The 20,287-nt window shown below is 39.3% G+C and carries 16 protein-coding genes and 4 tRNA genes; 6 read left to right on the plus strand and 14 right to left on the minus strand.

The window, feature by feature from the left end:
* Positions 1 to 5: 5 nt before the first annotated feature.
* The 8 genes from ACTJKN_RS06585 to ACTJKN_RS06620 all read right to left on the minus strand — a co-directional run bounded on the left by ACTJKN_RS06585 (position 6) and on the right by ACTJKN_RS06620 (position 11,644).
* Complete coding sequence (locus tag ACTJKN_RS06585; protein ID WP_057933005.1) at positions 6 to 947, minus strand: helix-turn-helix domain-containing protein; 942 nt, start codon at positions 945 to 947, stop codon at positions 6 to 8.
* A 26-nt stretch (positions 948 to 973) separates the two neighbouring features.
* Positions 974 to 2,074 (minus strand): efflux RND transporter periplasmic adaptor subunit, encoded by a 1,101-nt coding sequence (locus ACTJKN_RS06590; RefSeq protein ID WP_440823552.1) that lies wholly within the window; start codon positions 2,072 to 2,074, stop codon positions 974 to 976.
* 13 nt (positions 2,075 to 2,087) lie between these two features.
* On the minus strand, positions 2,088 to 5,372 hold the full coding sequence (locus ACTJKN_RS06595; protein ID WP_440823553.1) for an efflux RND transporter permease subunit: 3,285 nt from the start codon (positions 5,370 to 5,372) through the stop codon (positions 2,088 to 2,090).
* 13 nt (positions 5,373 to 5,385) lie between these two features.
* Entirely contained in the window at positions 5,386 to 6,777 is a 1,392-nt protein-coding gene (locus tag ACTJKN_RS06600; RefSeq protein WP_440823554.1) for a TolC family protein, read from the minus strand.
* A 618-nt stretch (positions 6,778 to 7,395) separates the two neighbouring features.
* On the minus strand, positions 7,396 to 7,815 hold the full coding sequence (locus tag ACTJKN_RS06605; protein WP_440823555.1) for an SRPBCC family protein: 420 nt from the start codon (positions 7,813 to 7,815) through the stop codon (positions 7,396 to 7,398).
* 253 nt (positions 7,816 to 8,068) lie between these two features.
* The gene (locus ACTJKN_RS06610; RefSeq protein ID WP_440823556.1) at positions 8,069 to 8,587 is read right to left on the minus strand and encodes a protease; all 519 of its coding nucleotides are present in this window, start codon (positions 8,585 to 8,587) and stop codon (positions 8,069 to 8,071) included.
* A gap of 159 nt (positions 8,588 to 8,746) precedes the next feature.
* A complete protein-coding gene (locus ACTJKN_RS06615) occupies positions 8,747 to 9,940 on the minus strand; it encodes an SGNH/GDSL hydrolase family protein (protein WP_440823557.1) in 1,194 nt (397 codons plus the stop codon).
* Between the two features lie 609 nt (positions 9,941 to 10,549).
* A complete protein-coding gene (locus ACTJKN_RS06620; RefSeq protein ID WP_440823558.1) occupies positions 10,550 to 11,644 on the minus strand; it encodes an AI-2E family transporter in 1,095 nt (364 codons plus the stop codon).
* Positions 11,645 to 11,827: 183 nt separating this feature from the next.
* Here ACTJKN_RS06620 and ACTJKN_RS06625 point away from each other — a divergent pair, with 183 nt between their 5' ends.
* The 4 genes from ACTJKN_RS06625 to ACTJKN_RS06640 all read left to right on the plus strand — a co-directional run bounded on the left by ACTJKN_RS06625 (position 11,828) and on the right by ACTJKN_RS06640 (position 14,351).
* Positions 11,828 to 12,646: an alpha/beta hydrolase gene (locus ACTJKN_RS06625; protein WP_440823559.1), complete on the plus strand. Its 819-nt coding sequence runs from the start codon at positions 11,828 to 11,830 to the stop codon at positions 12,644 to 12,646.
* 270 nt (positions 12,647 to 12,916) lie between these two features.
* On the plus strand, positions 12,917 to 13,171 hold the full coding sequence (locus tag ACTJKN_RS06630) for a hypothetical protein (protein ID WP_440823560.1): 255 nt from the start codon (positions 12,917 to 12,919) through the stop codon (positions 13,169 to 13,171).
* Positions 13,172 to 13,774: 603 nt separating this feature from the next.
* Complete coding sequence (locus tag ACTJKN_RS06635; protein ID WP_440823561.1) at positions 13,775 to 14,023, plus strand: hypothetical protein; 249 nt, start codon at positions 13,775 to 13,777, stop codon at positions 14,021 to 14,023.
* 70 nt (positions 14,024 to 14,093) lie between these two features.
* Entirely contained in the window at positions 14,094 to 14,351 is a 258-nt protein-coding gene (locus ACTJKN_RS06640; RefSeq protein WP_440823562.1) for a SemiSWEET family sugar transporter, read from the plus strand.
* 186 nt (positions 14,352 to 14,537) lie between these two features.
* On the opposite strand, the gene ACTJKN_RS06645 is transcribed toward ACTJKN_RS06640, so the two are convergent.
* From ACTJKN_RS06645 to ACTJKN_RS06655, 3 genes are all read right to left on the minus strand, one after another.
* Positions 14,538 to 15,014, minus strand: a complete 477-nt coding sequence (locus tag ACTJKN_RS06645) for a DUF1569 domain-containing protein (RefSeq protein ID WP_440823563.1) — start codon at positions 15,012 to 15,014, stop codon at positions 14,538 to 14,540.
* Positions 15,015 to 15,257: 243 nt separating this feature from the next.
* Positions 15,258 to 15,341: transfer RNA gene (locus tag ACTJKN_RS06650), tRNA-Leu, on the minus strand.
* 70 nt (positions 15,342 to 15,411) lie between these two features.
* Positions 15,412 to 15,484, minus strand: a tRNA-Gly gene (locus tag ACTJKN_RS06655).
* Between the two features lie 299 nt (positions 15,485 to 15,783).
* Between ACTJKN_RS06655 and ACTJKN_RS06660 the strand changes: the two genes are divergently transcribed.
* Positions 15,784 to 16,503, plus strand: a complete 720-nt coding sequence (locus ACTJKN_RS06660) for a M15 family metallopeptidase (protein ID WP_440823564.1) — start codon at positions 15,784 to 15,786, stop codon at positions 16,501 to 16,503.
* A gap of 129 nt (positions 16,504 to 16,632) precedes the next feature.
* Here the strand turns inward: ACTJKN_RS06660 and ACTJKN_RS06665 are convergent.
* The 3 genes from ACTJKN_RS06665 to ACTJKN_RS06675 form a co-directional block, all read right to left on the minus strand.
* A tRNA-Leu gene (locus ACTJKN_RS06665) sits at positions 16,633 to 16,716 on the minus strand.
* Positions 16,717 to 16,784: 68 nt separating this feature from the next.
* Positions 16,785 to 16,860 (minus strand) — tRNA-Gly (locus tag ACTJKN_RS06670).
* 94 nt (positions 16,861 to 16,954) lie between these two features.
* Complete coding sequence (locus ACTJKN_RS06675) at positions 16,955 to 17,443, minus strand: regulatory protein RecX (RefSeq protein ID WP_440823565.1); 489 nt, start codon at positions 17,441 to 17,443, stop codon at positions 16,955 to 16,957.
* 61 nt (positions 17,444 to 17,504) lie between these two features.
* Here ACTJKN_RS06675 and ACTJKN_RS06680 point away from each other — a divergent pair, with 61 nt between their 5' ends.
* Positions 17,505 to 19,964, plus strand: a complete 2,460-nt coding sequence (locus ACTJKN_RS06680; protein ID WP_440823566.1) for a bifunctional UDP-N-acetylmuramoyl-tripeptide:D-alanyl-D-alanine ligase/alanine racemase — start codon at positions 17,505 to 17,507, stop codon at positions 19,962 to 19,964.
* The last annotated feature ends 323 nt before the right edge of the window (positions 19,965 to 20,287 follow it).

Below are 20,287 nucleotides of genomic sequence, written 5' to 3' on the forward strand. Positions count from 1 at the left end.
TATGATCAATTTGCCCTAAAACCCTTTGGGGTACATTGCATCTGACGTTTAAAAAATATGTTAAAATTTGCTGGGTATTCAAAACCCAAACAATAGGCAATCTGTGCGATATTCCATTCAGTATGTTTCAGTAAGGCCACGGCTTCGGTTGCTATCCTTCTCGAAATGTGTTCAGAAGTGGTTTTGCCCGTTACTTCTTTTACCGCATGGTTTAAGTGATTTACATGCACCAACAAGCGGAAGGCGAAATCGTGGGCTGTTTTCAACTCCAAAATATGCTCTGTAGAACCAATGGGGAACTGCCTTTCCAATAATTCGATAAACAATGAAGTTAAACGTGCCGATGCATTATTCTGTTTAAAAACAACATCCTGAGGTTTAACCTTTAGTGCCTCATGAACAATAAGCTGTACATAGTTTCTTAACAGATCGTATTTATGGATGTAATCGCCATCCATTTCTTTCATCATTTTAGTAAAGATATCTGTTAAGATAACTTCCTGCTCTTCGCTAATGTGGATTACCGGGCTATCATTAATCCGCCATAATAAAGAATCGCGAAGGGTTTCGTTACGGTTATGGATGAAATTCTCGGTAAATAAACAGAAGAAACCAGCAGGTTTTGGCGAAGTACTTTCCCATGAATATGGAATATTCGGATTGGTAAACAGTAATGCCCGTCCTTTAATTTCAATCTGCGCATCAGGGTAATGCAAAATCCCATTGCCTATGATCAGCGAAATCTTATAAAAATCTCTGCGGCTAAAAACAGATGGTACGTTGCTACAAACAGTTGTCCGGTTAAAAACATTAAAGTGCCCGATATCATTGATCATTCCTAAGCTTGGCGTCGGAATTTCAGGCCTTGTGATTTTTAATTTATTGTAAAAATCTTCTAATGTTTCCTTTTTTTGAAGGGTAGAAAGCTCTTGATTTTTTGATAACATATTTTAAGTGCTTAATACAGGTAAAGTTATGGTTTAATCGTCATTCCTTCATGCATTTCCTCGGTCGGTTCTGCCACTAATTTGTCACCTTCTGCTAAATCGCCGAAAACTTCTACCTTATCGTCGGTTTCACGGCCTTTTTTTACACCTACTTTAACTGCTTTATTATCGGCTACTTTTAACACGAATAATCCTTCGCTGGTATCCAATAAAGCTTTTTTGGAAATAATAAAGGTGCTGGCATTGGCCGGAAGCGGAATATTTACTTCAGCAACCATGCCCGGTAATAAAACCTTCGAAGCGTTTGGTACATCCATTTCAATACGCTCAGAACGTAAGCGTAAATCTAAGGCACCTGATAAACGTTTCACCTTAGCCTTAAAGGTCTGGCTAGGCAAAGATTTAACCGTAAAACTAATCTCATCACCAGCTTTTAAATATCCGGTATAAATTTCTGGAATGGAAACGGCCAAACGCAGATTTTTCTGATCTTGTAAAGTAAATAAAGGTAAATCAGAACCTTTGCCCGTTGGGCCAACGTAGGCGCCTAAATTTACATTTCTGGCTGAGATAATTCCGTTGAATGGCGCCCTGATGGTTAAATAATCCTGAATTGAACTCACTTCTTTGTAAGCCGCTTTTGCTGCTTCGAGTTGTGCAAGGTCTGCATTTTTTTTCGCCATAGCCTGGTCCAGGTCGTTTGTAGAGATCGTTCCAGGGGTTTTACTGGTTTCGTACAAACGGTTATAATTCGCTTTGCTTGCCGTATAAATGGCTTCCTGTGCTTTTATCCGCGATTGTGTTGCAGCCAGTTGCGAAGTCATTTCAGGTGCTTCCAAAGTCATCAATAATTGACCTTTGCTTACTTCTGAGCCGATATCAACTTTTATGGTTTTTACGAAGCTGCTTACTTTAGCGTATAAATCAACCTGTTGCAAAGCAATTAATTCGCCTGGCAAACTCAGTTTGGTAGATAGCTTCTCTTTTTTAAGATCGAAGCTGGCTATAGCTGCTTCTTTTTCTTTCTTGGGTGTTACTTTCGATTCGGAGTGCCCACAACCATACATGGCCATTAACACTAAAAATCCTGTACTTAATAATGTTGTTGAAAATATCTTCGTATTCATTTATGATAATGATTTATTCGTTTTCTTGTAAACCTTTAATGTAATGGGTGCTTTCTTCGTCTTCCGGATCAAGCGACATCGAATCGGTAGTCTGTTTTCCCTGAACCCATGCAAATACCAATGGCAATATAATGAGTACGGCGAATGTTGAGGCCAGTAAACCACCAATAACGGCTCTGCCTAGTGGCGAAACCGCTCCACCACCTTCACCATGACCGATGGCCATTGGTAACATACCCGCAATCATCGCAATACTCGTCATGATAATTGGGCGCAAACGTAATGCTGCAGCTTCGCGTGCCGATTCGAGTGCATTCCCATTGTGCTTTCTTAGTTGTTCTGCATTGGTGATGAGTAATACCGCATTTGCGATAGATACGCCCACCGACATGATAATCCCCATATAAGATTGCAGGTTTAAGGTTGATCCGGTAATGGTTAATAACAATAGTGAGCCTAAAATAACTGCCGGTACAGTAGCTAAGATAACCAATGGAACTTTAAAAGACTGGAAATTGGCTGCCAGCATCAAGAAAATTACCACAATAGCCACAAATAAGCCCGATTGTAAGCTGTCTAACGTATCTGTTAAAACTTTGCTTAGGCCTATTGCGGTAACATTTAATCCCCTTGGCAGTTCGCCAACAGCTGCAATGGCTTTTTCTACATCTTTTGATGCTGCACCCAGATCCATATGGTAAAGGTTGGCCGTTACCGATAAGAAAGGCATAGCACCAATATTATCGTTTTCGCCAGCAGTGGTATCAGGCGTAATTTTTGCCACATCGCTTAAAACTGGTCGTGCCGAATTTTTTAATAAAGGTATTTCTCCAATATCATCTTTACTGGTCATTTGGTTCAATGGTACCTGAACCTGGACACTATAAGGCAAAGCCGCTTTTTCATCTAACCAGATATTTTTATCCGTATAACGTGATGATGAAGTTGAGGCAATCAATGATCTCGAAATATCGGCCATATCTACCCCGATCTGCGCTGCACGGGTTCTGTCTATATCGATATTTAACGATGGATATTTAATGGGCTGTGCCAGCTGAACATCGCGCATGTAAGGTATCTCCTTCAGTTCTGCGAGGATTTTATTGGCATACTTTTCATTCAGCTTTTTGTTTTTGCCTGCAATACGCACTTCAACAGGGGTTGGGGAGCCTTGGCTCAATACCTTATCTGTTAGCTCAATCGGTTCGAAAGAAAGTTTAACATCAGGCAGAACTTTTTTGATTCTCTCCCTGAACTGATCTTTAAAATCATCCATATCTTCCTCAAAGTCTTTTAAACTTACCTGGAAAACAGCTTCGTGCGGCCCTGCCATAAACTGGTAGATGGGGTTTACCGAAAACTGGGCAGGGTGTTGGCCAACATAAACAGAAGAAATGCCCATATGCGCTTCGCCGACTATTTTTTTCAGCTCAGCCAAAACCACATTCGCTTTTTCTTCGGTACGTTCTAAACGCGTTCCATCAGGTGCTCGTAAACGCAGCTGAAACTGACTTGAGTTAACTCTTGGCAAAACATCGCGACCAATATTAGCCAGTAATAGGGCTGCTAAACCAATAATTACCACCAAATAAACTAGAACGACAGTTTTTCGGTAAGGCAGTATCCGATCAAGGAAGCGCATAAAACGGTTCCGGAACCGATCAAAGAAACCAATTTTGCCATTGCCACTAAAATCTTCACGTTCAACCAGGACTCTTTTTTGGTTCAAGGTATCTTTTTCTGATTCAAGGGTAATACCCGTTGCTGCAAAATCAGCCTCATCCTGTGTAATGCCAGGGTGATTTTTACTGCCTTTTTTAGGGTGTGCAACCATTAGCCAGTTGGCCATAATGGGTACGAAAGTTTGTGATAGCAGGAATGAAACCACCATAGAAAAGCCGATTGCCAGGGCGAGTGGTAAAAATAATGCTCCTGGAATCCCTGTCATGGTAAAGGCAGGTGCAAATACGGCAAGGATGCAAAACAGGATTAATAGTTTAGGAAAAGCGATTTCCTTACAGGCATCCCATATGGCCAAAGCCTTGGGTTTGCCCATATCAAAATGCTGGTGGATGTTTTCAATCGTTACTGTCGATTCATCTACCAGGATACCAATGGCTAAAGCCAATCCGCTCAGGGTCATGATGTTGATTGTTTGTCCGAATAACTTTAAGAACAAAACACCCGCAATAATAGAGGTTGGAATAGTAAGGATTACAATCAGTGCCGCACGTTTATCGCCCAGGAAAAGTAAAACCATCAAGCCTGTTAATATCGCCCCGATTGCTCCTTCACTGATCAGACTTTTTACAGCGTTGATTACATAAACAGACTGGTCGAACTCATAAGAAAGTTTAACATCTTCGGGTAAGGTATTTTGGATGTTCGGTAGGTTTTTCTTTAAGTTTTTAACCACATCCCAAGTGGATGCATCCCCAGATTTAGCGATACTTAAATATACCGAGCGTTTGCCGTTGATTAAGGCATAACCTGCTACTAAATCGGCTCCATCTTTAACGGTTGCTACATCGCGGAGCTGTAAATTTTGCACACTGCCTTTAAACAAGGGAATGTTTTCAAAATCTTTAACCTTTTTAATGGTATAATTGGTTGGTGTGATGTAGTTTTTATCGCCAATCCTCACATTTCCTGAAGGTGCGGTCTGGTTATTTAGCCTGATGGCTTCAACCACTTGGTCTACCGTTAGGTTATGTGAACGCAAAAGTGATGGGTTCACATTGATTTCTATCGTTCTTGGACTACCACCGAAAGGGGCAGGAGAGAGCAAACCTGGTATAGCTGAAAAACTAGGGCGTACATATGTATTGGCCAGATCCTGCAATTCGTTGTTGGTGCGGATAGGACTGCTCAATACCAATTGTCCAACGGGAAGTGATGAAGCATCAAAACGGATCACGAAGGGTGGTTGCGAACCTGGCGGGAAAATAGCTTGCGCCCTTGTAGATAATGCACTTAGTTCTGCAGCTGCCTGGGCCATGTTGGTACCCTCGTAATAGGTTAACTTCATTAACATCAAACCCTGTGTATTTTTGGTTTCTATACTTTTAATACCGTTTGCAAAAAGCAGGATATTAACGTATTGTTTACCAAAATAAGCCTCCATTTGGTCGGGGGTGTAACCACCAAAGGGGTGGGCGATATAAATTACCGGAAGGTTCATCTGCGGAAGAATATCAACCTTGATCTGATTGATGGCCCCAATACCGAAAAAGAACAATCCAGCTACTAAAACTAAGATGGATATGGGCTTGCGGAGTGCGAAACGTATTAAATTCATTTATATAGCCAGATTAAAATTCGTTGATAAATATGTCGTAATTGCCGAGTGCTGCCGATTTTAGTAATAAGGCTTGCCAAACATTGGTAAAGGCAATATCCCGATCGGTTTCGGCTCTGTTTAAGGTAAACAGGGCCTGTGTAAGATCTACCAAGGTCGTAAGCCCATTTTTGTAGAGTGTGTTTTTTTGCAGATAAGCATCAGACGCTGCTTTTACCTGAACAGGTGCTTCTCTGTAATTGGCCAAAGCGTTGGTCAGTTTAGTTTCTGCAAGTGCCAACTGAGCTTTAAGTTGCTGATCAACGAGATTATATTCTTCCTTCAAACCCTGGCTAATGTATTCCTGTGCGCGCACCTGTGGGCGGTTTTTAAGTAAAGTCGATAGGTTCCAGGTCATTCCTATGCCAATCAAATAGTTTCCACGGGTAGGGTTTATACCATCGGCATAACTGGTAGAATAAGCTGCCTGATCTAAGGCATAACCCGGACTGAAACCCGAACCACGGCCCTGCATTACACCGAATAAGCTAAACGTAGGGTAGTATAATTTTTTGAAATAATTAACCTGTTGCTGGCTAACATCTACCCGGTTCTGGTAAAACTTTAATAGTGGATGTGAGCTTTTGATCACTGTATCTTCCAGCAGGTTGCCTGGAATACGCGTAATTGAAGTAGTATCTAACTTGTACGAGGTTGCGGTTAATCCCATTAACACGCCCAAACGGTTGGCCTGTTCCTGCTCTAAATCTTTAGCTTTTGTTAGCGCAATTCTGGCATTAGAAACCTCGGCTTTTGCGAAAGAAGAATCAACGCCTGCAATTAATCCGTTTTTAGCCCTGATGATGGCCGTATTTTTAAAGGTAATAGCGCGATCGAGATTTTTCTGTTGCGATTTGCTTAACCTTTGTGCAGCCAGCAGATTTAAATAAGCGGCAGAAACACGGATCTCCTGCTGGAATTTCTCCTGTTCCAGGTCATTTTTGTCTCTTTGGTATGCGGCATCGGCAATTTTAATGCGTTCTCTGATTTTTCCAAAAGTGAAGAAATCCCAGTTTACATTAGCCAGATAGAGTCCGCCAAATGCAGCATTCCAGTTTTGTTGGTCTAAAGCTGGACCAGATGAGGCCGTTCCTAAACCACCAAGTCCATATTGCGGTCCGTTTTGGCCATTAATGGTACCATAATCTTGTTGGGCACTTAAACTGAAGTTCGGTAGGTACTCTCTTTTGGCTTGTTGGATAGATGATTTTGATGCATTGGCATAATTATCTTTGGCCTTAATGGTGCCATAATTGCTTAATGCAGTGTTAATAGCTTGTTTAAGGCTAAGCGTTTGCGCACTTACGCCGATAGATAGACTGATAAAGAATGATAATGAAAAATAAAATAAAGATGTACGAGACATAGTGTATAATTTACACGGCAAATGTAAATTATGATCGTTATATCAAAGTATTTGGTTCAAATCAAAAATTATGCGAATCAAATAATAATCGAATTGTTACTTAAGGCGTAAAAAGAGGGGATTTCTGCTACTAAGATAACAAGAGGCTGCATCACAAAAATGAATATTAGGGCAAATGGATAAAGTAAGTAAATGGTCTTGAAATATCGTCATTGCGAGGAGGCCTTTTCAGCCGACAAAGCAATCTTACAACTATCGCTATTAGCGAGCGCTTTAAGGTTATTCATTTGTGCCGTTGTTTTTAAAGGCATTCATAAGCTCACTCCGTTCGGTTATCTTCGTACCTCGCAATGACGATATTTCTATTGGAATCTGTCAATGGAAGCCTGTCGAAGGACTTCTTTAAATATCTTGCAAGACGTTTCGATCGTAGTGTTCCAAAGGAACTCCTTCGGAGGAGAACCCGAAGGCTCTGCGAAGCAAAATCTTTTCGGTAACATTGTTTAAAGATCTCTCCGCTCCGCGTTGCTTCGGTCGAGATGACGATTTTTTTTATTAGAATCTGCAATGATAGCCTGCCTAGACTTGTTGTCTCGCAAAACGTTATTAACAAGGTGTTTATGATTGCTCGGTATAACTTTTAAAATTATCCAGGATAGCCTGCCAGCCACCGCGTTGCATTTCGATCGGATTGGTAGATTCGGCATCGAAAGTTTCAGTTAGCCTGGTTTGTTCGCTCAGTGCATCAAAAACAATGCTTACCGTTCTGCCATCTTCCATGGTATATTCGATTTTTTTATACTGATCTACCGTGGTATAGGTTCCGCCAAAATCAAAACTCATACTACCATCTTTTGCCGCCATGGTGCTTTTAAATTTACCGCCAACTTTTAAATCGTTTTCTGAAAAAGGGGTATGCCAATCTGGTGAGGCAAAGGCCCATTTAGTAATGTGATCCGGATTATTCCAAAACTCCCAAACTTTTTCTACCGGTGCATTTACTGTCGTTTCTACGGTGATTGATGTTTTATTTTCCATGTTTTAAGGTGTTTAATTTTTTAATAAAGTTATAGGAACTTTAACAACTCAGAAAGCGTAAATGCGACAAATTAAGGGGTAATATGCCACTATTGTTTAGTTAAGCTTCACAATTAGAGAAATGATTGACCACAGATAAAAAATGCACATAGGTAGTTAATTTAAAATACCTGTGTGCATCTCCATACGGCCAACCAAGTCGAAATGACTAAAAATTAGCGAATATTTTTGTTCTTTAAGCCGAAGTTGAGTGCTAGTGCAGTTCCGTATAAACAAAGGTTACGGTGTCTTTGGATACTAAGCCGCTCATATTTCCGCCTGTGTAAACTGCTTTATAACTCGATCCTTTTTTTAGATCATAGGCTTTAAGTAAATCGGCGTTTGCAACCAGGCTATCACCTGGATTTACCTTCGAATAACTCGATGCAGGCGGTGGCATTACTCTTTTGGCCATTGCACCTTTGTACTGTGCTTCTTCTCCTTTATCGTTGGTAATGCTTAAATAACTGCTCATTAAAGGCTCGAATGGTGTATGCCAGATACAGAAAGTTTTTACACTATCGGTATTGTTGTACACTACAAACCTTAGCAATAGTGGGTCTCCGGCAGCTACATTGCCATTTATTTTCATTTTAACCTCAAGCGAATCGGTTTTATTTGCAGTAGTTTGAGGCATGCTTTCGCTTTTACTGTTTGCGGTGTTTCTGGTGGCCTCGCTGCATGCAGAAAACAATACTAAAAGCGCTGGGATAATAAATTTAAAGTTTTTCATTAAGGAGTTTTTTTTTATAAGCAAATGAATGTTGATATTGTTTTAATTAATAAACTAAAACGATTAAGTACTATAAATATATTGATTTATGTATAGATTGCAAATATGCAGTTAAATAGATCTGGATTGCAAACCCAGGCCAGCAAATAAATTAAACGATCAATTCGAGTTTACTAAAAAGTAAGCAATGCGACAGGCATAACCTGTAGATTTTGAATTGTGCTGATCGCTGATCCGTACACTTAATTTGTGCGTTCCGTTAGTCAGTTGATCGCCGAGTAGGAGGTACCATGGCAAATGTAAGCTTGAACTCCATTCTGTATACAGATCGATCATTTTTTCTTCTCCGTCATCTATGCGGTAATGGAGTGCGCCCGCATCCGGACCTGATACAATAGCAATCCCCACGGCGTTTCCTTTAAAAATCAGATCGAAGGTGCTGTTCCTTGTATTGCTTTCGAGCACCGGGATATTAACAAAACCTGGTCTTCCTTCCAGCCCGTCAGTTGGCTTCCAGTTTTTATTAATGCTAAAAGTATTTAAGTTTTCGGCGTTATTAATGCTAAGGTATTGGCCTTTGGTATAAGCAAATTTATCAATAATTTTAGGAAGACCTGCCGAAGTTTTCTTATTGGTGTTTTTCTGATTTTCTTCCAGATAAGTTTTAATGGTGCTAAAATAAAGTTGTTGGCCAAATGGTGATGGGTGCAGGTCTTTAAAATCATTCTTCCAGGTAAATTCGCCATTGGCAATACGTTTATCTACTTCTAAAGCGAGGTTAATAAATGGCAGGTGATAATATTCAGCCAAATCGCTGTGTACTTTTACTTCAGTTGGAATTTTACCTTTATTAAAGTCATCATTTTTATCTTCATCGGCAAAAGCCATCATTACAATATCCGTTTTCGGGTTCTTGCTTAAAGTATGTCTGATAATGCCCTCTAAAGCACGCCGTTGTGTTTGTTCAGCAGTTTTGTTGACATGATCGTTAACGGCTGATTCTACAAACAGCAGATCAATTTTCCCACTGTCGAGTACATCGCGCTGAAGGCGGAATGCGTGCGGTAAACTGCCCAGTGATGGAATACCTACATTAATGAACCTGAACTTTGTTTGCGGATAAGTTTTGGCTAAATAATTACTTACCAATCCACGCCAGCCTTCCATATTGGTGATTGACCCGCCTAAAAAAGCAACAGTTACCGGTTCCGGTTTCCCCAATTTTTCAGCTACGGTATGGCTGTAGCCGTTAAAAGTGATAAACGATGATGATTGTAACTTGTTTTGAGCAAAGCCTTTGAAAAATAGTGCCGTAAACAGTAGTGTCAGGCAAAGAAAAGAGGTTAGTTTCATGTTGATTAGCGTAAACCAAAAGTAATAAAATTTACAAGTGATGTGTGTTTCCAGCAATAATTTAGTTGCATGATCGGGTAACGAAGCGATTGTCAGCCCGAGGAGTAATTTATGGTGTGAAAATCCATGTAAATTACAAGAGAATTTAAAAGATTAATCTACTCAGATTATCGTCATTGCTGAGAGGGCTTTTTCAGCCGACGAAGCAATCTTACAACGATCGCTACCAGCGTGAGCATTAAGATTGCTTCGTTCCTCGCAATGACGACCATTCTATTGGAGTCTGTCAATGGTAACGGAGTCGAAGGGTAATTTAAAGACATTACTATACTAGGAGAGCAATTCGGTGCTACTATTAAGGTTTCCTCCCGCTTTTCGTTTTACTTCGCCTGCGGCTTCGTGTTCACTCCAATCGGGTCTAGGTGGCTCGTTAGGTATTACTATTTTAGGCTGGGTGCTTACCTGCACAAGCCCTGGTTAATAACCCGGTAGTAGCGGCAGCCCCCAATTCTTTACCGATGAATCGGCACTAAATTAGCATCGGGGCTACAGCGAATAACGGGGCCGCTGTTCCCTAAGTATTACAGCATGTTCGTTTTCAAAAGAATCTTAATCATTAGTAGCTAATTTTTTTTTTCTCCTAAACCTTTTAACCTGCCCCATGTGTTCAGTCGGGATATTATCGCCCAGTAATTTCCCCCAGGGTTTAAGTCCATCAATCCGGTCAAAGATGATTTTCAATACCGCAATAAATGGAATGGAAAGGAACATTCCGGGAATACCCCACAGTGCAGCACCCATTAATACAATTACGATAGAAATAAGTGCATTTATCTGCACCTTGCTCGAAACAATGCGCGGTACAAGGATATTGTTATCGATAAACTGGATGAGTGCATAAGCACCTATAATTAATAACTGGGTGGTAAAACCATCCATGGTTAAAGTTGCCATTAATACAGGTAAGGCTATGGCAATAATACCGCCAATGTAGGGTAGCAGGTTTAATATTGCCCCTATAACACCAATTAAAATGGCATTTTGTACACCGAGGATCAGCAGGGCAGCAGAGTTCATTACCGCAACAATGGAAGTTTCGATCAATAAACCGATAATATAACTTTGTATTGCTGCTTTCGTTTCACCCAAAATCTCAGCAACTTTTTGTTTGTTCTCCTCCGAAAACACTTCATAAATAAAATTAAGGATCAATGTTTTGTACAGCAAGATCAGAAAGGTATAAACAGGGATCAGAAAAACGACACTGAGCACGCCCATTAAGCCGCTTAAGGTTTGGCCAATTAAAGCTTTACTTCCATTTGCAGCATCGTTAACCATTTGCATCTGTTTTTGAGAGGAGATACCGAAGGTAGTTTGCAGCCAGGTTCTGATTTCTTCTAACAGTTGCGATAATTTGTGTTTAATGCTTTCCAGATCGTCGAAAAAGTGGGCAACCTGCGAAGATAGAAAATAGAGTATGGCAATAACCACCACAATACCGATAATCATAGCGAGCATAATGCTAACTATTTTAGGCATTTTTCTTTCGAAACGATTGGTAATGGGGTTAAGTAATATCGCAATTAGCGCAGCAAAAGCAAGTGGAACAAGAATATCTCTCAGCACACTCATTATAAATACTGTAATTACTAATCCTAAAAGAATTACAGGAGCTTTAATGTAAAATGGGTAGGTTTTAAGCATTTTTAGATGGGTTCACCGTTCAACAACCAAAAGGTAATAAAATTGTTTTAAAGTTTTTTAGCTGTTTAAAGAATAGATGAGCAGGACATAATTAATTTTTTGGTGTCGATTCGCAGAAACATCAAACAATATCCAGTTATTTTATAAATTTAGCACCATATTATAATAATAAAAAAAATACCCATGAAAAATAGCTTTTTAGTAGCCATCTGTTTGTTTTTGTTTAACCATGTTTTAAGTGCTGCGGAAGTAGATACCGCTTTAACCTTTAGTAAATCGATGAACAAAAATATTAAAGCAGTGGTAATTAAGCCTGATAGCTATAAAATAGGAAAAACGTTCCCCGTGGTTTACCTGCTCCATGGTGCTGGTGGTAACTATGCCGAATGGGCCAAAAAAGTACCGGGGATTAAAAATCTGGCCGATCAATACCAGTTTATTATTGTGTGCCCTGACGGTAATGTAACCAGTTGGTATTTCGATAGTCCGGTAGATCCCGAATGGAAATATGAAACCTATGTAGCTAAAGAGTTGGTGAGTTATATTGATGAGCATTATAAAACCATAGCCGCAAAAAAGGGTAGGGCCATTACCGGTTTGAGCATGGGCGGGCATGGTGCACTATACCTGGCCATTAAACACCAGGATGTTTATGGGGCCGTAGGCAGTATGAGTGGTGGGGTAGATATTAAACCTTTTCCAAATGGGTGGAATATCTCGAAAAGATTGGGAACACAGGATGAATTTCCGGAACGATGGAAACAGAACAGTGTGATTGATATGATCTACCGCATTAAACCTGGATCGCTTGCTATTGCCATTGAATGTGGTACTGAAGATTTTTTCTATAAAATGAATGTACGTTTGCATGATGAGCTCTCGTATAACAATATTCCTCACGATTTTACCACCAGACCTGGTGTACACAACTGGGATTATTGGGCCAATGCGATTAAATTTCAGAGTGTTTTCTTAAGCAATTATTTTAACGCAAAACCTTAATATAGTTTAGGCAGCAGGCCGTGTACAACAGCCGGTTTTGAGAAGGGGCTGTAATCCAAGCGAGAAAAATAATAAGCAGACTAATAGTCATGCCAATCGCAACTAAATTAAAATGATGTAGCGATAGTAACGTAGTCTGCATTAAAATTAATACATCATTTTAAGTAAAAAATTAACTTTTAGATTACATACAAACTAAAGACTTACCATATTTTTGACCGTTCTCGAAATCTTATTTATAAAACAGGAAACGAAGATTTAAAACCAAAAATGAAATACTTAGTCAAAGAAATCAGCGACGGAAACTGCGATATTACATTATTGCCAGAAAATCTGAATGATAGAAATCTATTAGTCGAAACAACGAAAAACCATCAGCACGATTATCAAGAAACTATCCAATCGCATTATGAACATGCGTTGAAAAATGAAGTTCATGGCAATGCGGCATTTGTTTCCTTAAACAGCGAGGAAAGCAATTATCCGAAAAGAGTAAACGTAAATTACCAGATTATCTTAAGTTAAGCGGATATTGTTCTGGCAAAGGCTTTCTTTATGGCAAAGAAAGCCTTTTTTGTTTACGACTATTTTAGTTTACAAGCAATTAACTATACTGCATGTTCTGCATTTAACATATGCCGATAATTACCTGTTGGTGATGCAAAATACCTGTTTTGAAAAAATATTGAACTTTTAGGGATATCCGCTTGTCGTGATAATAGAAATCTGATAAAATAGATATCTAAGTAGTATAACTCTAATCACTTTATTTATAATTATGGAATTGCAAAATGAATCACACAACGAGGGAAAAGTAGCCCGCGTAATAGAGGAACAAACATCAAAACTACCATCCGATACCTTTTTATGGGCCTCACTTGCCTCCATGGGTATATCATTGACATTGAAATGTCTCGGACATCGTCACAATGCTTTATTTGTAGGGCAATGGGCTGCACCATTCCTGCTACTGGGTATTTACAACAAAATAGTGAAAACGCAAGGACATGATCAGCAGGATCCTCAGCCATAATACTGAAAGTAAACGGCGGGCCGATGCCATCTAAACGTCTCTTGCCGTTAGCGTGTTAGTAGTACCGTATAGAATTAGCATTCTTTCATTAAACTATGAAATTAAAAGACCCGATATTGAATGTCCTCGGGAAGCAGTATGAGCCTTCTTCAATGATTGAGGTAAGATTTGGTCGATATGATCTGGCCTTTAGAACCGATGATGGAGGTAGGCCAATCCTGTTATTTATTGGAAGGAAAATGGAAAATGGCAGAATCGTAGGAGAAAGGTATGCCCGGCGTTTAAAAATTGAAGATGGTAAAAAGATAAAGGACCACTGGGAACATAAAGGAAAGGCTTCGTAATGGCAGATTATTGTTGATTTTCTATATTAAGCGTATCGGCGCATTTTTGATTTTAAATTTAATATGATACATGGATCTAATTGATATCATTGGTATTGTAGCAGGTATCTTTACCTCATCTTCGATCGTTCCGCAAATTATAAAAACACTTAAAAAGAAAAAGGCGCGGGAGGTATCTGTATTTATGTTTATTGTAATGATGACCGGTAATGCGCTTTGGGTGTATTATGGTTTCGATAAGTCTGACATTGCAATTATCTCAACGAACTTTTTAGCGCTTGGATTGAATATCACCATGGTGGTACTCAAATATCGCTTTAGAGGCTAATTATTGCTGATGAGCGGCAGTTAAGTATGTATTTTAGCGAAGGAATTCTTTCGCACCAAGCAAGAAAGTTGTTGGACACCAGGAATATTTATAAGCAATATTGAAAAAAGAGGTCATATTAGGATGTAGATCAAAAAATTAAGCCAAGGTATGTTAGCTTTGAGCATAATAGAACCTGGGTAAGCATTAAATTTCAGATCTTGTTATTAATCCGAATTGCTGCAAATGGTGATAGAAATGTTTGCTATGCCAGATCAGCCATTCTTTATAGGTCATTGGTCCAAATGCGCCATGTATTTCGGTTTTACCCGGTTCAGCGAAATACTGGTCAAAATCACGAAGTTCTGCCATTAACTGTTTAGTGGCACTAATCAGATCTCGATACAGTAACTTTTGCTGAGGTGTTCCGAATACGACATTCCTTGGTATTTCTACAGCTGTGTAGATATTGGTTTGTCTGGCGCGATTTGCTTCTTCTTCTGAAACTTCACAGAAAGGTTTCTTTTTGCCATTGGTATATTCAACCTGGCTTATCAAGTGTTCAACCATTTGTTGCGCGGTCATTTTCCCCCAAACAGCAGAAGTGTTTGCTTGAAGTTTTAGCAACAGGCTTTCTAAATATTTACGGTTCTTTGGTGCTATGAGTTCGGTTAGCGGGTTCATTTTATATGGGTGCAGGGTTTACAGCTAAGCTGGCATACAAATATACGCTAATGCTTAGGCGCAGGGTGGGGCGAAACAAGACAATTATAAGGCGATATTTGCCAATTGTCATTATCAACAATAATAATTGAAATAGATTCTTGATCCCCCCGCTCGGGATTCCTCAGGAGTGATGAGATAAATAACTTTTAAACAAAAAAAAACCTTTCATTTCTGAAAGGTTTTCGTTCGATTTTTTGTGTGTACTCGGGGCGGGAATCGAACCCGCACGCCTTTGAAAGCACAGGATTTTAAGTCCTGCGTGTCTACCAGTTCCACCACCCGAGCATTAGCCTGTTCCGAAATCCTTCGGTAGGTTAACTTTAAAATAAATGCCTTCTGGTAAGAAGGCATTTAGAGCGAAAGACGAGATTCGAACTCGCGACCCCGACCTTGGCAAGGTCGTGCTCTACCAACTGAGCTACTTTCGCAAATTAATACATAGTGTTGTATTCCTTTGGGGTTGCAAATATAGGAATTAAAGTTTTTAAAGCAAAAAAATAAAATAAATTTTTCGAATGAAGTCCTTAGTGCTTAAAAATCAGTGGGATAAATTTCTGGAAATTAAGGTTTATAAGGTTTTATGTTGTTTTGGTGCTCAATGTAGCCCTTCTGGGATGTAGAACTTTTCAAGTTTATGTTTGTTACACAATAGATTATTTATTCTGATAGCGTTTGTAATTCTTGCTTGCCAAAATAAAAAGGTTTATAAACTTTAATTGATCACCATATGGATAAATTAAGCCAATCCAGAATTCAATTATTACACCCTGATTTAAGGGCTTTAGCAACAGACACTTTTTCTAAAGCAGAATTAAAGTTAACGGGTAGCGCACGAGCCAGGATAACTGCTACTTTGCGCACATTTGAGGAGCAAGATGCTTTATATAAATTGGGACGGACTGTGGTTAACCCTGATGGCAAATCGAAAAGTAAGCCGATGGGAAATGTTGTGACTAATGCAAAGGCAGGTCAATCGATACATAATTATGGTTTAGCCATGGATTTTGTCCTGATTATAGATGGTCAGGAAACTTCGTGGAATACGGTTAAAGATTTCGATGGAGATGGTATTGCCGATTGGATAGAAGTAGTTGCCATTTTTAAAGCCAATGGCTGGGAGTGGGGCGGCGATTGGAAGAGTTTTAAAGATCCACCACATTTTCAGTTCGATTTTGGTTATACCTGGCAACAATTGCAGGCCAAATGGAATATTGGCGATCAAAAAGATGGTTATGTCAATTTAAAAAGAGCTGCGCTAAACGTAGCCAACCTTTACAGGGCAAAAGCAGCCTTAAACCTTAGAACAGGACCATCTATTAATTCGAGAAAGAAAAAAGTTATTTTAAAAGGCGATTATCTTAGCGAAATTTCGAGAGAAGGCGAATGGAGTAATGTCGTTTTTGAAGGTATTAAAGGATACGTTAATAATAGATATCTGGTTAAATGATCAAAACGGAGAAGATTAAAATAAATTAAACCGCTAATCTGTATTCTGGAAATTTAAATAATTGATTTTTTCTGCTATAAACAAAAAAACCTTTCATTTCTGAAAGGTTTTCGTTCGATTTTTTGTGTGTACTCGGGGCGGGAATCGAACCCGCACGCCTTTGAAAGCACAGGATTTTAAGTCCTGCGTGTCTACCAGTTCCACCACCCGAGCATTAGCCTGTTCCGAAATCCTTCGGTAGGTTAACTTTAAAATAAATGCCTTCTGGTAGGAAGGCATTTTGGAGCGAAAGACGAGATTCGAACTCGCGACCCCGACCTTGGCAAGGTCGTGCTCTACCAACTGAGCTACTTTCGCATGAACAAAACTGATGTTGTTGTTTCGTTTTGGTGATGCAAATATAGGCAGATTTATATTTCTGTCAAGAGATTTCTTGTTAAAAATTTAATATTTAATTTAAATTGCTGGCTTTCAGCACAAGTAAAATTAAATCAGTTTCAAAACCTTTTGCCTGAAGGTAACTCATTAGCTTGTTTTTTCTTTTAAACGGATCATTTTCGTGCAAACTCTCTGATTTTTTTAAAGCTAATTTTTCGATGGTCTGTAAGTAATCATCATCATCGATGCTATAAATTGCCTTTTGCAGAATTTTATCCGGTACACCTTTCAATTTCAAACCCTGTTTAATTTTAACACGGCCCCAATGTTTAATGTTGAATTTGCCCGATGTATAACTTTTTGCAAACCTTTCTTCATTTAAAAAATTATTCAAAATCAGTTCGCTTATAATTTCTTCCAGTTCATCGCCACGCATGCCCCATTCTACCAGTTTATACCGTACTTCCTTTTGCGAACGTTCTTGGTAAGCACAAAAATGCTCGGCTTTTACCATCGCTTGTTTTTTATCTAATAATACTGCTTCTTGTTTACCGCTTTTCATAATTATTTACTGAAATTCGTAAAAATAATAGCGATTACCGTATTTTTCTGAATATAATAGCATGCAAAATCCAATATACACCATTGCCAAAATAGCCGAAATTTTAAATGCCGATACCAAATTAGTTGATGAACAGGTAATTATTCAATATCTGGTGGTTGATAGCCGTTCGGTTTTGGTGCCAGAAAATTCTGTGTTTTTTGCCCTGTCTTCACACCGCGATGGACATGAATTTATTAGAGATGCTTATGCAAAGGAAATCAGGAATTTTGTAATTACCGAAGCGAAATATATTAACGAATATCCCGACTGCAATTTTTTACTGGTGGATGATGCTTTGGCGTCGCTTCAAAAGCTTGCTATCGAGCACCGGAATCAATTTGATTTAAAAACAATTGGCATTACAGGGAGTAATGGAAAAACAATTGTTAAAGAATGGCTATACCAGCTCCTGGCAGCTGATTTTAATATTGTTAAAAGCCCGAAAAGTTATAATTCGCAGATTGGGGTGCCGCTTTCCGTATGGCAGATTGAGGCCGGTCATACCCTTGGTATTTTTGAAGCGGGCATTTCTGCAGTTAACGAGATGCAGCATTTAGCTGAAATTATCCGTCCCGAAATTGGAATTTTAACCAATATCGGTGAAGCACATGCCGAAGGATTCAGCTCTAAAAAGGAAAAACTAACAGAGAAACTGAAACTCTTTGCAGCATCCGAACTGTTTATCTATTCGCCCGAATATGTAAGCGAAATAAGTGCAAAGGAGTTACCAGGTAAAAAACAATTTAGCTGGAGCAGCAAACAAACGGCAGATCTTCAGGTTATTGCGGTTGAGCCCATCGAAGGCAACTGTTACCTGAGGGCCATTTATCAAAATAGAGAAATTGAATGCATTTTGCCTTTTAAAGATAAAGCTTCGATAGAAAATGGAATGATCTGCTGGGCAACCTTACTGGCCTTAGGTTATACACCAGAGCAGGCCGATTTACGTTTGGAAAAACTGAGCCATGTGAGCATGCGTTTAGAACTGAAAAATGGGATTAACCAATGTTCCATTATCGACGATTCTTACAGCGCCGATATTTCTTCGTTGGCCATTGCCCTGGATTTTTTAAATCAACAGAATCAGCACGCAAAGAAAACTGTTATTCTTTCCGAATTATTTGAAACGGGAAGAGATGATTTGGATTTATATACGGAGATAGCCGAATTGCTTTTACAGAAGAAAGTAAACCGCCTGATTGGTATTGGGACTCATATTTCCAGGTATGCTGATCTTTTTAAGTTTGAAACACAGTTTTTCGACGATACCAATGCCTTTATCGATGCTTTCCCCGGTTTACAGTTTAACCACGAAACCATATTGGTAAAAGGGGCCAGACGGTTCGAATTTGGCAGGATCAGTAAACTGCTTACCCAGAAAATACACGATACGGTTTTAGAAATCGACCTGAATGCCATGGTTGGTAATCTGCAATTTTACCGTTCTAAAATCAAACCAGGTGTTAAAATAATGGCCATGGTTAAGGCCTTTTCGTACGGAAGCGGAAGTTTCGAGATTGCCAATTTATTGCAGTTCCATAAGGTAGATTATCTGGCGGTAGCTTATGCTGATGAAGGTATCGCTTTGCGGAAAGCGGGAATCACTTTACCGATTATGGTGATGAGCCCTGAAGAGTCTGCTTTCGAAGCCATCATTAAACACAAGCTTGAGCCCGAAATTTACAGTGTAGAAATTCTAAATAGTTTTTTAAATGCATTGTCTGATTATGATTTCGATTACCCCATCCACATTAAAATAGATAGTGGCATGCACCGCTTGGGCTTTGATCAGTCAGAAATCGATACTTTGTCTAATCTGCTTAAAAACTCGGCCAGGGTAAAGGTTCAAAGTATTTTTTCTCATTTGGTGGCAAGCGATGCAGCAGCGCATGATGGATTTACGCAACAGCAGATCGAAAGGTTTAAAATTATCGCCAACCAGCTGGTCGAAGTTTTAGGCTACAAGCCATTGCTTCATATATCCAATACTTCGGGCATTTCGCGTTGGCCAGAAGGGCAAATGGATATGGTGCGTTTAGGTATAGGCTTGTATGGTTTCGACGCTGCACTGCCGAATAATCGGGGTTTGCAGACCGTAATGGTGCTTAAAACTACGGTTACGCAAGTGAAAACATTAGCTCCATGCGAAACTGTAGGTTATAGCAGGAGAGGAGTAATGCCAAATGGTGGAAAAATAGCGACGGTAAAAATTGGCTATGCTGACGGCTATACCAGGTATTTTGGCAATGGTGTAGGTAAAATGCTGATTAATGGCCACTTGGTACCAACAATTGGTTCAATCTGCATGGATATGACCATGTTGGATATTACAGGTATTGATGTTAAGCCAGGCGATGAGGCTATTGTTTTTAATAAGGAGCACACCATTATGCAGCTGGCTAATGATATCGGCACTATTCCGTATGAAATTCTGACCAGTATCTCCCAAAGGGTTAAAAGGGTTTATTTTTATGAATAGTTTTTAGTTCATTGGTTCAGTTGTTCATTAGTCATTAGTGTAGCATATTGCCTATTGGTTCATTCGTTCAATGGTTCATTAGTCATTAGTATAGCATATTGCCTATTGGTTCATTTGTTCAGTGGTTCATTGGTCATTAGTGTAGCATATTGCCTATTGGTTCATTGGTTCAGTTGTTCATTAGTCATTAGTGTAGCATATTGCCTATTGGTTCATTCGTTCAGTTGTTCATCGGTAATTAGTATAGCGTATTGCTTAGTAGGCTCTTGGTACAAATGAACTAATGGCTAATGAACTATTGAACGCTTAGGACAAATGAACTA

The organism is Pedobacter sp. 22163, from assembly GCF_052045595.1.
GTDB lineage: Bacteria > Bacteroidota > Bacteroidia > Sphingobacteriales > Sphingobacteriaceae > Pedobacter.